Source organism: Pseudovibrio axinellae (assembly GCF_900110875.1).
Taxonomy (GTDB): Bacteria; Pseudomonadota; Alphaproteobacteria; order Rhizobiales; family Stappiaceae; genus Pseudovibrio; species Pseudovibrio axinellae.
Genome location: NZ_FOFM01000002.1, coordinates 297538 through 313211 on the forward strand (window position 1 = coordinate 297538; position 15674 = coordinate 313211).

12 protein-coding genes are annotated in these 15674 nt (G+C 51.0%); 5 read left to right on the forward strand and 7 right to left on the reverse strand.

The genetic code is table 11. The features are described 5' to 3' along the window. Window positions 1-40 precede the first annotated feature (40 nt). The 7 genes from trpS to BMZ51_RS06360 form a co-directional block, all read right to left on the reverse strand. Entirely contained in the window at window positions 41-1126 is a 1086-nt protein-coding gene (trpS, locus tag BMZ51_RS06330; RefSeq protein WP_068004906.1) for a tryptophan--tRNA ligase, read from the reverse strand. A 163-nt stretch (window positions 1127-1289) separates the two neighbouring features. Continuing rightward, window positions 1290-2843, reverse strand: a complete 1554-nt coding sequence (gene murJ, locus BMZ51_RS06335) for a murein biosynthesis integral membrane protein MurJ (RefSeq protein ID WP_068004908.1) — start codon at window positions 2841-2843, stop codon at window positions 1290-1292. A gap of 23 nt (window positions 2844-2866) precedes the next feature. Then, window positions 2867-5677, reverse strand: a complete 2811-nt coding sequence (locus BMZ51_RS06340; RefSeq protein WP_068004910.1) for a [protein-PII] uridylyltransferase — start codon at window positions 5675-5677, stop codon at window positions 2867-2869. Between the two features lie 58 nt (window positions 5678-5735). Continuing rightward, on the reverse strand, window positions 5736-6107 hold the full coding sequence (locus tag BMZ51_RS06345) for a helix-turn-helix domain-containing protein (RefSeq protein WP_068004913.1): 372 nt from the start codon (window positions 6105-6107) through the stop codon (window positions 5736-5738). Between the two features lie 18 nt (window positions 6108-6125). Next, window positions 6126-6806, reverse strand: coding sequence for a Smr/MutS family protein (locus tag BMZ51_RS06350; RefSeq protein ID WP_068004915.1), 681 nt, complete (start codon window positions 6804-6806; stop codon window positions 6126-6128). Between the two features lie 26 nt (window positions 6807-6832). Further along, window positions 6833-7933 carry a murein transglycosylase A gene (gene mltA, locus BMZ51_RS06355; RefSeq protein ID WP_208979329.1) on the reverse strand — a complete coding sequence of 367 codons (1101 nt, stop codon included), beginning with the start codon at window positions 7931-7933 and terminating at the stop codon, window positions 6833-6835. Then, window positions 7930-8676, reverse strand: coding sequence for a Tim44/TimA family putative adaptor protein (locus tag BMZ51_RS06360; protein WP_068004917.1), 747 nt, complete (start codon window positions 8674-8676; stop codon window positions 7930-7932). The genes mltA and BMZ51_RS06360 overlap by 4 nt, the downstream gene beginning before the upstream one ends. 269 nt (window positions 8677-8945) lie before the next feature. On the opposite strand from BMZ51_RS06360, the gene BMZ51_RS06365 reads away from it, so the two are divergent. From BMZ51_RS06365 to polA, 5 genes are all read left to right on the forward strand, one after another. Further along, complete coding sequence (locus BMZ51_RS06365) at window positions 8946-9500, forward strand: FxsA family protein (RefSeq protein ID WP_244271369.1); 555 nt, start codon at window positions 8946-8948, stop codon at window positions 9498-9500. 188 nt (window positions 9501-9688) lie between these two features. After that, the gene (locus tag BMZ51_RS06370) at window positions 9689-10735 is read left to right on the forward strand and encodes an acyltransferase family protein (RefSeq protein WP_068004919.1); all 1047 of its coding nucleotides are present in this window, start codon (window positions 9689-9691) and stop codon (window positions 10733-10735) included. 247 nt (window positions 10736-10982) lie between these two features. Beyond that, window positions 10983-11759, forward strand: a complete 777-nt coding sequence (locus tag BMZ51_RS06375; RefSeq protein ID WP_068004920.1) for a DUF2092 domain-containing protein — start codon at window positions 10983-10985, stop codon at window positions 11757-11759. Further along, the gene (locus BMZ51_RS06380) at window positions 11756-12238 is read left to right on the forward strand and encodes a hypothetical protein (RefSeq protein ID WP_068004921.1); all 483 of its coding nucleotides are present in this window, start codon (window positions 11756-11758) and stop codon (window positions 12236-12238) included. The genes BMZ51_RS06375 and BMZ51_RS06380 overlap by 4 nt, the downstream gene beginning before the upstream one ends. Before the next feature lie 70 nt (window positions 12239-12308). Next, window positions 12309-15251, forward strand: coding sequence for a DNA polymerase I (polA, locus tag BMZ51_RS06385; RefSeq protein ID WP_068004923.1), 2943 nt, complete (start codon window positions 12309-12311; stop codon window positions 15249-15251). The last annotated feature ends 423 nt before the right edge of the window (window positions 15252-15674 follow it).

Consider the following 15674-nt stretch of genomic DNA (forward strand, 5'->3'; position numbering starts at 1 on the left):
GCAGATGATCCGCGGCTCTTTCTAAAGTGGTTTGCACTGACTATGAGCTGCGGCGGCTTTCAAGAAAGCCCACGATGCGGCGAACATCATGCAGCACTGGCTCAGCAATCGCAGCAGCGCGCTCTGCACCATCGCGAAGAACAGCATCAACACTTGCTGTATCATCCATGATACGACGCATCTCGTCGGTCATCGGCGCCAGCTTTTCAACGGCCAGCTCAGAAAGCGCTGGTTTGAAGGCAGAGAACTGCTGTCCACCAAACTCAGTCAAAACGTCCGCTTTGGTACGATTAGCAAGAGCTGCATAGATACGAACAAGGTTGTCAGCTTCCGCGCGCCCTTCAAGGCCATCAACTTCACTCGGCAAGGCTTCCGGGTCTGTCTTTGCCTTTTTGATTTTCTTTGCAATTGTATCCTGATCATCGGTCAGGTTAATGCGGGAAAGATCAGAAGGATCAGACTTTGACATCTTCTTGTTGCCATCACGCAAGCTCATGATGCGGGTCGCAGGACCGGTAATCATTGGCTCTGTAACTGGGAAGTAGATCTCGTCAGGTGCTTCGTGAGTTGGCTCTGGGTTTGGAACACCAAGGCCTAGCTCTTTAATACGATCGGCAAAGTCGTTGTTAAACTTCTGCGCAATATCGCGCGTGAGCTCAAGGTGCTGCTTCTGGTCATCGCCAACCGGAACATGGGTTGCACGGTACGCCAGAATGTCCGCAGCCATCAGGTTAGGGTAAGCGAACAGCCCGACAGAAGCATTTTCCGCGTGCTTTCCTGCCTTGTCCTTAAACTGTGTCATACGCTTCAGCCAGCCCATACGAGCCACACAGTTGAAAATCCATGCAAGTTCAGCATGTTCTTTCACCTGGCTTTGGTTGAAAATGATCGACTTCTTCGGATCAACACCGGCAGCAAGGTAAGCAGCTGTGACTTCACGGGTCTGCTTCATCAGCTCGGCAGGGTCCTGCCAAACAGTGATTGCATGCATGTCAACGATGGAGAAGATAGTCGGCATCTGGTCCTGAAGCGGAACAAAGCGGACAATAGCACCGAGGTAGTTACCAAGGTGGAGGTTTCCGGTTGGTTGAACACCGGAAAAAACGCGAGGCTGAAACGCCGTCATAATAATATATCCCTAGGCTGGGGCCTGTTGGAAGGGCCAATGGGTTGCGCGCGCATAGCTTGAATGGGTGACAAACAAACTAGATCAGCTCGCGCAGATTAAGCTTGGTGGTTATGACGGCGCTTTTTAGGGAGCGCAAGAGGATTCCTGATTAGCTTGGCTTTTATCGCCGCAATTTCTGTATCTGTGCGCGAAAATCCACGGTGCCAGTCAACTGAACTAGAATTCCAAAGGAAATCAAACCGATAAGAACGAGCAAGACAAGTTCGCTGGCCCGCACGATAAAGAAGTGAGAGGTCGATAAGGGCTCCAAAACAAGAGTGCCACCGTAAACGACCACGCCCATCAGCGCGCTCGCAAGACCTAAAAGCGGAATTCTCTTTAGCAATGCGGTATCGACCACAAAGTGCCCTCTCCGCCATAGCACAAATGCCAAAAGCGAGGTGTTGACCCAGCCCGCAGCCGTTGTGCCAATTGCAATACCAACATGTTTATAGGCCGGAAATAGCAAGATAGAGAGCGTAACGTTCACCATCATTGCAACGCCCGCAAAATACATCGGTGTTTTGGTGTCTTCCCGAGCAAAAAAGCCCGGAGATAGAACCTTGTTTACCACAAATGCTGGCAAGCCAAAGGCAAACGCCATTAGTGCTAAAGCGGTCTGTTCAACCGCAGCATCAGAAAACTGACCACGCTGAAAAAGAACAGCAATCACAGTGTCTGGGATAATCACAAGCGCAACCGCAGCTGGCAATGTCAGCGCCAAGGCAAACTCCATGGCCCGGTTTTGGCTGTGATAAACCTGCGCTTCCTGACCGGAGCGAAGTTGGCGCGTCAAGCTTGGTAAAAGCACAACGCCGATTGCAATACCAACAACACCAAGTGGAAGCTGGTAAATCCGGTCTGCATAATAAAGGTATGAATTTGCACTGCTTTCTAGCGAAGCAATGATGGTGCCAACGGTAATGTTGATTTGCGTAATGCCACCAGCAATGACCCCAGGCACTCCGAGAACAAGCAGGCGCTTAACACTAGGGGTCCATCGCGGGCGCATAATAGGCACGCTGAACCCAAGCCGCTTTAACCCAATCGCAACAACGCCAAGCTGAACAACACCAGCAACTGCCACTCCGCTCACCAGCAGAACACCAGTGGTTTGATCGGGCTCCATTCCATAAATCCCAATCGCAGCCAGAACCGCTATCATGACCACATTGAGCATTACAGGCGCCAACGCAGCGGCGAGAAAACGCTGAAACGTATTTAATATTCCGCTGACGAATGCCAGCATCGACATGAACAGGAGATAGGGAAACGCAATGCGTGACATTAAAACAGTGAGGTCAAACTTTGCTGGGTCGGAATAATAGCCTGGCGCAAGCAAGTGTACGAGAAGCGGCATGAAAACTTCTGCAAGTGCAAGGATAACAATCAGAGTCCAGAACAAACCGGCTGCGATTTCACCAGCAAATTTCCGAGCCCCCTTCTCGCCGTCTTCTTCGACGGAGCGTGCAAACAAGGGGACGAAAGCGGAGTTGAATGCGCCTTCGGCAAACAACCGCCGAAACAGGTTAGGCAAACGGAATGCAACCACGAACGCATCTGCTACAGGCCCGGTCCCGACGAAGGCAGCCAGCATAACATCGCGCCCAAAACCACAGAGGCGGCTTAGCATTGTGGCGCCACCAACCGTGGCGAAGCTTCTGAAAAGGCTCATAAAAAATCAACTACCTGCAAGTTTTAAGCTCTACGACGCGAGCTCATAGGTGCTTTTTGTGGTTTTTTACCGTCAAAGGCGTTTTTTAATCTATCTCTAATGGAATCCTGCCGCCCGACATTGTGAACCTTTTGCCCCGTTAGATCCGTTATATAGAAAACGTCAACAGCCTTTTCACCAAACGTTCCTACATGCGCACTGGCAATGTTCAGGTTCAACGCAGAGATTTCTGTCGTCAGATCAGACAGTAATCCAGGGCGATCAAGGCCAGTTACTTCAAGGACCGTATAACTTTCCGACCAGGAATTACTAACAAGAACAGTTGTTTGTAACGTAAAAGCCCTAGTTCGCGCCTTGCGTTTTTTAGCTGCCGCTTTCACCTCAGGTATCGGTGAGGTTCCGCGGAGTGCCTCCTTGATCAAGCTACTGATCCGTTCGCCGCGCCGTTGCTCATCTGCATCCGCTGGCAGCTCCCGGCTGATGTAGATTGTATCAAGCGCCAAGCCGTCCTTAGTGGTGTCGATGTGCGCATCTACAATGTTGGCACCTGCTGCAAAGCAGGCCCGCGCAATCGTCGAAAGCAGGCGTGGGTGATCCGGCGCAAGAACAGTAATTTCTGTAACACCTTCAAACGCATGAGGCTCAACCGAAGTTGCAAGATGTTCTTCTTCTGCGTCCGTCATACGAATGAGGTTTGCGTGATTGATTTTGCTCTTCAGGTCAACGCGAAGCCAATAGGCGGGGTAGTGCCTGTCCAGATAACTGTCCAGCTCATCATCTCGCCAGCTCACCAGCTGCTCTGCAAGCTCTCGCTTCGCAAAATCAACATGCTGCTGTTGGCTCATGCGCCCATGGCCACCACTGAGAATGGTTTCACTCTCATAGTAAAGCGTGCGCAGCAACTGGCCCTTCCAGCCATTGAAAACACCCGGCCCAACAGCGCGGATATCTGCAACGGTGAGGATAAGAAGCAACTGCAATCGCTCAAGGCTTTGCACTTTGCGGCAGAAATCCTTGATGGTCTTTGGGTCACTCAAATCACGTGATTGGGCGACGGTGCTCATTTCTAGATGCTGCTCTATGAGCCATGCAACGGTGTCGGTTTCCGCAGGAGACAATCCAAGACGGGGGCAAACCTTGCGCGCAATCTTAGCGCCAGCGATTGAATGATCTTCTGGCCTACCTTTCGCCACATCATGCAAGAGCATTGCAACATAAAGGACTTTGCGGCTGTGAACCGATTTGATGAGGTCCGTTGCCAAGGGGTGGCTGTCGCCCCCCATTCCCCGTTCAATTTCAGAAAGCACACCAACTGACCGGATCAAATGTTCATCAACCGTGTAGTGATGGTACATGTTGAACTGCATCATCGCGACAACTTTGCGGAACTCAGGCAGGAACTGACCAAGGATAGATGACTCGTTCATTGCCCGCAAAACGGTCTCAGGGTCACTCCGGCTGGTAAGAACTTTCAAGAACAAACGGTTTGCTTGTTCATTCTTTCTGAACTCAGCTTTGATCAACCGGCGAGACTGTCGAACCATCTTCAACAGCTCTGGATGCATATCCAGATTGGTTTTGTCGATGAGATAAAAGATACGAATGAGATTGATGGGATCTTTTTCGAAGACATCTGCGTCGGCGGCAACGATACGCCCGTTTTGAACAAAGAAATCCTTGGTTCCTTTAATTGGCCTGCGCTTGTGTTTGTTGCCGGGAACAAAGCTTCCAAGGAAACGGGATATGCTTGGTGCCGACTTAACGTGCTGTTCTTCAAGCGCGGCAGCAAAAATGCGTGTCAGGTCGCCCACGTCCTTTGCAACTAGGAAGTAATGCTTCATGAACCGCTCAACAGCCCGCATGCCGGGATGGTCCAAATACCCGAGCCGATCAGCAATCTCTTTTTGCACATCAAAGCTCAAGCGTTCTTCGGGCCGGTCAGTCAGAAAATGAAGGTGACATCGCACAGCCCAAAGGAAATCCTGGCTTTTGCGGAACTGAGCCAGCACACGCCCGGAAAAAACACCCTTCTCAACGAGGCCCAGCCCGTTAGGAGCACGGTAAAAATACTTTGCGACCCAAAACAGCGTGTTCAGGTCGCGCATTCCGCCCTTGCCTTCTTTTACATTTGGCTCAACGAGATAACGCGTGGCGCCGTGACGTTCATGGCGTTCGTCACGTTCAGCCAACTTTGCTGCAATGAACTCTGACCCTGTGCCCGATACTATTTCCTTATCAAAGCGCTTGGTCAGCTCCTGAAATAAGTCTGCATCTCCCCAAACATAGCGGGCTTCGAGAACAGCTGTGCGCACCGTCATATCTTCGCGGCACTGCCTCATGGTCTCATCAAGGTTGCGTGTTGAGTGACCAACCTTAAGGCCCATATCCCACAGCATATAAAGGATGAACTCAACGACCTGATCGCCCCAGGGCGTTTGCTTGTAGGGCCACAGGAACAGCAGGTCTACATCAGAGTGCGGCCCAAGGGTCCCGCGTCCATAACCTCCAACGGCCACGACACTAATACGCTCGGATTTCGTTGGGTTTTCAACCGGGTAGACATAGGTAACGGCAAACTCGTAAATCGTCTGAATGATCAGGTCCTGAATACAGGAAAGTCGCTCGGCACACCTGCGCCCTTTCCCTTCATCCATAAGGAGCGCCTCTACCTGGGTGCGCGCTGCCTTATGTGTATCTTTCAGCTTAGTCAGGACCTCACTTCGCAATTTGAAGCTGCTGCCATCGCCGTCATACTTTTCAACCAACCCTTTGAGTTCGTTGAGAAGCGAATGAGGGTCAACAAGTTGATCCACTTTGAGTTCTTTTGGCGTCATATCAGCAGTCCACTTCAAGAGTCAGCACAGTGACCTTATAGAGCTTTGTCTGCTTCGACTAGATATTGTCGCGAGAGCTAACGACTCTTAATTGGTGAATGAGGTGCTCAAGCGATTCCTCAGATAATCCATTGATCTTGGCGGCGAGCATATTGGTCAGCTCAGTCGCCCTTGGCGTTAAACCACCAGTATCGATCGTTATCTTGGGGTCAGAAAGTTCTGCAAGCCGCTGAAGCTCCTCCGCCTCATCCCAAATGACGTTGAAATACGTGATGATACGCTGAACCATATACCAGGTTGGGGTGCCACGTTTGCCATGTTCAAGCGCACTGAGATAAGCAGAGGAGACTGAAAGGGCTTCTGCCATTTCTTTCAAAGTGATGTTCTGCTTAGCGCGCAGCTCTCTTACCTTGGCTCCAAAAGGCGTCATCTTGCTGAAATTCCTGCCTTATTTCTTGTGCTTGCGGATGCGAACATAAAGTGCACCACTGCCTCCATGCGAAACATGTGCTTGGTCGAAGCCTACCACACAGCTGCGCATGTCTGGAAGAGAAAGCCATTGCGGAACCATCCTGCGTAGAACGCCACGATCATCGCCGTAGGGACTACTATTGCTATCCATGCCTTTCCCGGTAATCACAAGCACAAGGGAATATCCAATAGCTTGAGATTGATAAATGAAGGAGGTTAGGCGTTGGTGCGCTTGGTACTGCGTCAATCCATGCAGATCGATACGCGCATCGATGTAGCCCTTCCCACCACGAACAACCTTTTTGCGCTCTTTCTTGTTAAGCGGACTCAGAGGTGGAATCGAAGGTACCACTGGTTTTGGCGGGGAGTAATCCGGCGCAGTTTTGCTATTGAAACCACGAGCCTTTTTCCCGTGAGGTGCCTTTGGTCGAAGTGGTGAAATCAGTTGTGGCTTGAGCTGGGGCTGAACCGCAGAGGCTCTTTGAGAGTGGGTCAGCTCCTGTTCCGGTTCAGATAATTGGGTCGTTTCTTCAAGCAAGTCGGCCAAACGGTCTTTGTGAAGCGGTGTCAATGTTGCTTTAACACGGGCCCACAGCTTCTCGTCTGCTTCGCTCAGTTGCTTTGATTTGGGTCGCTTTGAGCGATCACCATTCGTCATCTATCCGATCCGTCCGCAATTATTTATTATTTTGGAACAAGGAGATAGAAATCCGCACGGTGACGGATATTCCCGGCAATTGCACCTGCCTCTGCACCACTTCCAACATAGATATCTCCGCGCGCAGCCCCTTTGATTGCCGATCCAGTATCCTGCGCAACCATAAGTCTGGCGAAGTGATCTCCAGATTTGTCGTATCCCCTTAAATCACTGGAGACGAAAATTAAACTGCCATATGTGTGCAGATCATCATCAATTGCGAGTGATCGAAGGTCAGTCAATCCTGTTCCGGCGCCTCCGACGGCTGTAACCTCGGAGGTTTGCGGGGATTGTAGCTCGAAGAAGATGTAGGATTTATTGTGCCGAAAGACATCGTCGCGCTGGGATGGGTTGTTGGATAACCAGGTGCGCAGTGCATCCATTCCCATGTTTTCCGTGGAAATTGCACCCCGTGCTATAAGCAGCCGCCCAATCGCTGAATAGTCGTGGCCCGATTTTCCTGCAAATGCAAGGCGGCGTAACTCACCATTTGGCAGGCGAACGCGCGCAGAGCCTTGGATGGCTGTAAAGAATGCATCGACCGGGTCTTTCACCCAAAGAATTTCAAGGCCCATACCGTCCAACGCACCATCCATCACTTCCCCGCGTGTCGGCATGACCTTGAGGTTGTCGGGGTAGCGGTGAAGTGGGGTAGTATACTCTCCCGTGCGGATGAGCGAGCCAGCTAACTCTGGCATGTAATAGCCGGTAACAAACCCATCATCTATCACGTGATGAAACGTAAAGTTCTGTTCCAAAAAACTTTTTGCATGGACTGCTGGGCTTTTGAGTGCCTTGGCGCAAATCATGCGTAAATGTGCATCTGCGACGCCAGAGGCCTTTGTTTTCTGGGTTTGAGCGCCACTTTCCTTGCAGTGAGCCACGAATGCGGAAAGGGCCGCAGAATGATCATCTGCAGCCCATCCATCAATTTTGTTTGGATCAAATGGCTCGGAGAGCTTCACGCTTTGCATGGACCGACGATCTTTTGAGAGGGCTTTCCCAGCTGTCGCAGCAGAACATATCCCTGTCGCGATGCAGAGCGCTATAAAGAAACTCATTGCATCGCGAGAGAAAGAAAACGTCATGCAGACTCAGTTGCAACCAGCTTCCAGTTAGGGTCATTTGCAGTGGTTACACGAGCAAATGTCCAAATGTCGGTCAGATCGCTTACAGCAGTTGGATCTCCATCCACGATGCGGTTTTCAGAGTCGCGTGTTGCCGTAATCAACTGACTCTTGAAGCGAACAGTTACCTCTGCCAGATCATCCTTTTCATTGAAGATCGCTTCAACGATGTCTGCTTTGTCTATACCCACAAAAGTGGATTCAACGCGTTCGTTCCGGCTTTCACGATCATCAATCGCACCTGAGAACCCGGAGAAAACATCCGGTGAAAGCAGCTCTTGAAGTGTGTGGCGGTCACCTTGCGCAAAGGACATGAGGATGATCTCATAAGCGCTTCGCGCACCCTGAGTGAACTCGCTTGGATTAAACGATGGTTCAGCTTTCCAGATTTCACGAAGGCCGTGATTCAGGTCAGTGCCCTTTTTCGCGACCTTGTCGATTTCAGCCTCGATCTCTTCGCGTGCTTCACGCTCTGAGCGCTCAGGGTCATGGTGAGCATGTTCACTACCAGGGAGCGGAATGACGTTGTCGTCATTCTCAGGTGCCTGAGGTTTCTTTGAATCCTGTTTTTGTGAGGCAGAATACGGGTCATAAGACTGACGCTCGTTACCGGTGCGATTGCCCAACACGGAACGCAAGCGCAGAAAAATAACAACTGCCGCAATCAGGAAAATGATGTTGTAGACGTCGAATATTTCGTTCATTCCGAGTACCGACCGGTCCTTTACTCGTTGGCTGCCAAGAGCCGATGATCAAATGCTTAGATATCTAGATAAGCAGCTCTAGCGCATTTTTACAGGCTCTGTCACTAATTTAAGGTTTCTATCAGCAACATCCAGCTATTTCGTGGTCATCCCAACGCCTTTTTAAGGTTTTACCACGCAAGTATAAGCTCAAAGCAGTCATTGCAATTCAGCAAAGACAACCCACTATATGAAAGATCACTTCACAAGAGGTGATCAAGAAACAAAAATTGACCTGGACAAACGCGGACGCCATGCCTCTCGGACTTATCATTTTAGCCTGCTTCATTCTTTTGCCAACCATAGAGATCTACCTCTTTATTGAAGTTGGTAGTATCATCGGGGCAATTCCAACAATTTTGCTTACCGTCGCGTCCGCCGCAGCCGGTACATTTATGTTGCGCCAGCAAGGTCTCTCGCTCCTAATGCGCATGCGTGCAGAAATGGATGCAGGCAGAGTGCCAAGCCATGAGATGATGCACGCCGCTATGATCGTCTTTGCAGGGCTAATGCTGCTGATTCCAGGCTTCTTTACCGATGCGATCGGGCTTTTGCTGTTTATCCCTCCGCTGCGTGAGGTGATTGGCTCGTATTTGGCACGTCATGTGAAGGTACAAAACATCAACGTTAACCCCGGCTACCGTCGCCAGGACGGTACTGTGGACCTTAATGAAGATGAGTGGAGTTCATCACGTCATGGTGAAGAGGATGACCCAACTCACCCTCGCTCTAATGACCCTGAGCAGATCAGCCCGTGGACCTCTGATGATGACAAACGGCGATGATGAAAGCTACTTGTCTGTAACCAGTGGCGATTGAGTCCTCATCATTCTTGCGCCATTTTCTATCAGCGTTTGAGGTGAACGCTATCGCTGATAGAAAATAATTAAAATTTTAATTATCACTAGTAGCAATCGCTTTGAATTAACCCTATAATTGTAAAATCAACGGATATAATGGCGGGCGATAGTGAATGGTAGCGCACCAAACTTCCGATCGCGTGGATTGGGTAGATTACGCGAAAGGTTTTTGCATTTTTCTCGTAGTCATGATGCATTCTACGCTCGGGGTTGGTGAGGCAATCGGCGAGACGGGCTTTATGGGTGCAGTTGTCGCCTTCGCTAAACCCTTCCGTATGCCAGACTTCTTCATGATTTCAGGTTTGTTTTTGGCGTTGACCATTGATCGAGACTGGCGCCTGTATCTCGATCGCAAACTTGTCCATTTCTTCTACTTCTATATTCTTTGGCTGACCATTCAGTTTACCGTGAAAGCTCCATCCTTTGCAGCGCAAGCAGGTTGGGACGGCGCCCTTTCTGACTACCTTCTCGCCTTCGTGCAGCCCTTCGGAACCCTTTGGTTCATTTATGTTCTGCCTGTCTTCTTCGTAATCAGTAAAGTGCTGCACGCTTTAAAGCTGCCATGGCAGGCAACCTTACTCGTGGCCGCAGTGCTTCAGATAAGCCAAGTGCATACCGGGTCGGTCTTGATTGATGAAACTGCATCACGTTTCGTATTTTTCTTTGCCGGGTATGTGTTCGCGCAAAAGCTCTTCGTTATTGCAGATTGGGTGCGAGACAACACCGTGAAAGGGATGATGTTTTTGGCGCTCTGGTGCGCTGTAAATGGTCTTTTTGTTGGCTACGGATATGCCGACCTTCCGTTTGCCTCGCTTGCTCTGGGCAGTGTGGGTGCACTGGCCGTGATCGTTGCATCAGCATTGCTGTCCAAAGTGAAGGCGTTGAGCCTGCTGCGCTACATGGGCCAAAACTCTATCGTGATTTATCTGTCCTTCTTTTTCCCCATGGTGGTGACTCGCATGTTCCTTTTGGCCTTTGGAAATGCTCAGTACGCAGGTCTGATGTCGCTCATCATTACCTGTACAGCCACCGTTGCCCCCATAATCCTTTTTGGGATGATCAACCGTTGGGGCTATGGCCAGTTTCTGTTTTCACGGCCAGCCTGGGCTTACGTGGCAGATAAACCGATCGCAAAAACCGGCGTAATCTCAACCGCATGATTTTATAGGTCTCCAGTCTTCGCATTAGTCCGAAGAAATGCAGGCGAAGGCCTGTATCTGCAGCCTGCCCTCGGCAATCGCTAATTTTAGTGGTTGAGTTCAGAGGGTCTTTCAAGTCTTTGCATAGGCTAACAGAACATCCCCGAAGAGTGAGCATCAGTTTTCGGAGGAATACTCGCAACAGGCACAAACTGCTTTGGTGCATGTACCTTAAAAAACACGAAGCCAGGCCAGGGAATACCCACTCATGAAGCTCCGGTCACTCAAGGTTCTGCTGTTTCTTGTTGTTCTGTCCTTTGTCGGATGGCTGGATCTGCGCCCAATTCCGGCGACGGCCGAAGAGCCGGACAAGGCAAAGCAAATACTCAACCAGGTCTTGGAGAAGTTCAAAAACATTGGAGCAATGCAATTCACGGTCTACGCGAGCGAGGAGCGTATATTTAAGGACCTGGTGCCTCTGAATTTTGTTTTTGAGTATACCGTCCGTATCTTCGGTCCGGGGGACTTGAAAATTGACCTCCCGCGCCCGGACGGCCTCAGCGAAATCTATCTAGATGATGGCATCATCACCTATTTCGACAAAACCCGGAATATCTACACGCAGGGTGATTTTAGGGGGACAGCTTCAGATTTCATAACGGTATTGCAAAATGACTTCCAGTTAACCCTGCCGGGAATTGCCTTGGTAAACCCGAAGCTGGACCGGGTGGTCGAAGATATTACCACTCGGGCAATCTATGTTGGGCGCGAGGTCTTACCAATGGGCAACGCACATCACCTCGCCTTTTTCAGTGATCTGCTGGATTGGCAACTCTGGGTGTATGAAGACACCGGCCTGCCCGGGTATCTGATCATTACTTACAACAAAATTAAGGGGCTACCTCAAACGCACCTTTCTTACCGAGGCTGGGACCTGGATCCTCAGTATGAGAGTAAAGACTTTGAATTTCATCCTCCAGAGGACGCAGAACAATTTAGTCTCCCTCCCTTTCGGGGGGCAACAAACCACCGGAGTGTAGAATGAGTTACTCCACCGCAAAAAGACCTGTCCTACAAACGCTCAACTACTTGATGGTAATATCAATATTCTCATGGGCGGGCGCACTTGTCGCGTTTGCACAGGAGGTGCCGGTGCCGCCAAAAAAAGCCACCCCCGCAGCTGTTGCAGCCTGCGAAGAAGAGCACATGAAGCGTGAAGGTGTTGAAGACCTTGGCAGTTCGCAGTACAGAGAGAAAATACGAGACCTATGCAACAAATCCGTGTTGGGCGCGCCCAATGTTGAGGTTGGAAAAGAACCGGCAACCAATGATTATTATTATAGCGCTGACGGTGGTGGTTTTGTTTATGAGCTTAGTGAAGACTGTGATCAGGTTCGCATTCAAAATGAGCTGATCTTCATCTGCCCTGAAGGTAAATTCAAACCGGTCATACGCAACAATCAGTCTGGTTTTATGCCTTATGAAGAGCCGAAACCTACTGTAAAACCCAGTGAGACGCCGTAAGGCGGTTGCGATTGCTAAAACATCATTGAAAAAGGGTTAATTGCTCTTTCCTTGAGAGTGATTGACGGGCATGATCCAGCCCATGTCGACACATTCCCTTGCCCAGGCTCTCACAGAGAACGATCACCTTATCCTGATCGATGGCTCTACCTTCATTTTCCGCGCGTATCACGCGCTGCCCCCGCTCACCCGTAAACCCGATGGGTTGCCCATCGGTGCGGTTTCCGGCTTTTGCAACATGCTCTGGAAGATGATGCAGGAAGGCCCCACCAAAGAAAAAGGGGATGAGCCTACCCACTTTGCCGTGATTTTTGATAAGTCCGGCAAAACATTCCGAAATGATTTCTACCCTGAATACAAAGCTCACCGTCCGCCGCCGCCAGAAGATTTGCGCCCACAGTTTGGCTTGATCCGTCAGGCGACACGCGCCTTTGGCGTTCCTGCCATTGAGCAGCAGGGCTATGAGGCCGATGATTTGATCGCGACCTACGCACGTCAAGCCGCGGCGCAAGGCGCCCGGGTGACCATCGTTTCCGGTGATAAAGACCTGATGCAGCTCGTAACCGACAAAATCGGCATGGTTGATACCATGAAGAACAAGGTTATTGGCAAACCAGAGGTTTTTGAAAAGTTCGGCGTTGGGCCGGAAAAAGTCGTCGAAGTGCAGTCCCTTGCAGGTGATAGCGTTGATAACGTTCCTGGCGTTCCTGGCATCGGCCTGAAAACCGCTGCGTTGCTGATCAACGAGTTTGGTGATCTGGAAGCTCTGCTGGAGCAGGCTGGTACCATCAAGCAAAAGAAGCGTCGCGAAAACCTGATCGAGTTCGCTGATCAAGCCCGCGTTTCCAAGCGCCTCGTGCAGCTGGAAGAAAATGTGCCGGTGGAAACCCCGGTGGAGAATTTTTCTGTCTGTGATGTCGATGGACCGCAGGCTGTTGGCTTCCTCAAGGCGATGGGCTTAACAAGCCTCACCAAAAAAGTTGCGGACATCACCGGTGCTGTTCTGGAGAACATTGAACCAATTGAAGTCACGGTTGAAGGGTGGGAAAGCCCGGTAAAACCAGCTGCCCAAGCTGAGGATACATCCGGACAGCCTGAGGATAAAATGTGGTCCGCAGGACCTGTTGCAGAAAAGATTGCATCAGAAATATCAGCGATCCCGATAGATAGTTCCGCATACGAAACGATCTCATCCGTTGAGCGTCTTCAAGAGTGGATAGCGCAAGCCTATGAAGTTGGCTATGTGGCTGTGGATACCGAGACAGACGCCCTCAATGCTATGGAAGCTGGTCTGGTTGGTGTTTCTCTTTCCAGTGTCCCCGGCAAAGCCTGCTACATTCCACTGGCCCATGTCGATGGCGATGGTGATTTGCTGGGCGGTGGCGGCTTGCTGGAAGGGCAAATCCCGCTCAAGGACGCCATAGCACTGCTCAAACCAATGCTGGAAGACCCAGCGGTCCTCAAAATCGCACAGAACATGAAGTACGACTGGCTCGTGCTGGCGCGGTACGGTGTTGAGGTTGCCCCGTTTGATGACACCATGTTGCTCTCTTACACGCTGGATGCAGGCGTGGGCGGGAATGGCATGGATGAGCTGTCCCAGCGCTGGCTCAACCACACGCCGATTCCGTTTAAAGAAGTGTGTGGTTCAGGAAAGTCCCAGATCAGCTTTGATAAGGTGCCGTTGGAAAAAGCGACAGCCTATGCGGCTGAAGATGCGGACGTCACCTTGCGCCTTTGGGAAATTCTCAAACCACGCATCGCTGCTGAGCAGATGAGCGTTGTTTATGAACGGCTTGAGCGCCCAATGGTCGAGACTTTGGCCAAAATGGAGCGCCGCGGCATCTCCATTGACCGGCAGATGCTTTCCTTGCTCTCCGGTGATTTTGCCCAAGGCGCTGCACGGCTTGAAGCGGAAATCCATGACGTTGCGGGCGAAATCTTCAACGTTGGCTCACCTAAACAGCTTGGTGAAATCCTGTTTGGTAAAATGGGGCTTCCAGGCGGTAAAAAAACTAAGACCGGCGCATGGTCCACCTCAGCTTCTGTGCTGGATGACCTCGCTGCCCAAGGCCATGAGTTGCCGAGCAAGATCGTGGAGTGGCGTCAGCTCAGCAAGCTGAAATCCACCTACACAGATGCCCTGCCCGGTTTTATCAATCAGGAAACTGGCCGCGTCCACACCTCCTTCTCGCTGGCTGCGACCACGACGGGTCGTCTGTCATCTTCTGAGCCAAACATTCAGAACATCCCGATCCGCACAGCAGAAGGCCGCAAAATCCGTCAGGCGTTCATCGCACAAAAGGGCAAAGTGCTCATTTCTGCCGATTACAGCCAGATTGAATTGCGCGTGCTCGCTCACATGGCCGATATTCCGCAGCTCAAACAGGCGTTTGCTGATGGTCTCGACATTCACGCCATGACAGCCTCTGAAATGTTTGGTGTTCCGATTGAGGGCATGGATTCAAGCGTTCGCCGCCGAGCAAAAGCCATTAACTTCGGCATCATCTACGGCATTTCCGCGTTCGGACTGGCAAATCAGCTCAGCATTTCCCGTGGTGAAGCAGGTGACTACATCAAAACCTACTTTGAACGCTTCCCCGGCATCAAAGAGTACATGGAAGAAACCAAAAAGTTCGTCCATGCAAACGGTTACGTCGAAACTATCTTCGGTCGCCGTGCGCATTACCCTGATGTAAACACCAAGAACCCGAATATGCGTCAGTTCTATGAGCGTGCCGCTATCAACGCCCCAATTCAGGGGTCCGCAGCAGATATCATCCGCCGTGCCATGGTGCGGATGGATGAAGTGCTGGAAACGGCGGGTCTAGACGCACAAATGCTGTTGCAAGTGCACGATGAATTGATCTTCGAACTGCCAGAAGAGCAAGCTGAAGACACGAAAAAACTCGTCGTCAGCACTATGGAAAAAGCAACAGAACCAGCCCTCCAGCTCTCCGTCCCACTCAAAGTGGAAGCCGAAGCTGCAACCAACTGGGAAGAGGCGCACTAGCGTCTTTTTTCCTTCTGGGCCAAGGCACCAAGCCAAACTCCTTCATACAGATGTTATCCCGGGCAAAGCAAACCGCAGGCCCGGGATAAACGAAACGGCACCTCCAGAAATGCTCTGCGGATGTACCCTTCCACCTGCAAACCTAACGGATCCTGAACACGCCACCCACCAGTGTCATCCCGGCCCCCGAGCCGTGACCCATAAGGCGTCAACAGCACGCCCTTGCTTTCAACGGCACACACTGGGTCGCACCCTGCTCATCAATCCTGAACAAAACTATCAAGCGCAGCTCTAGGTCCCGGATCTTCGCTTCGCTCGTCCGGGATGACAGGGGAGGAACATTAGCTACTAAACTCACATCAGCCCGCACTGCTTTTGGGCTGGAGCACTGAAGTCACATAACTTTTGTGGGAGCGGCATTAT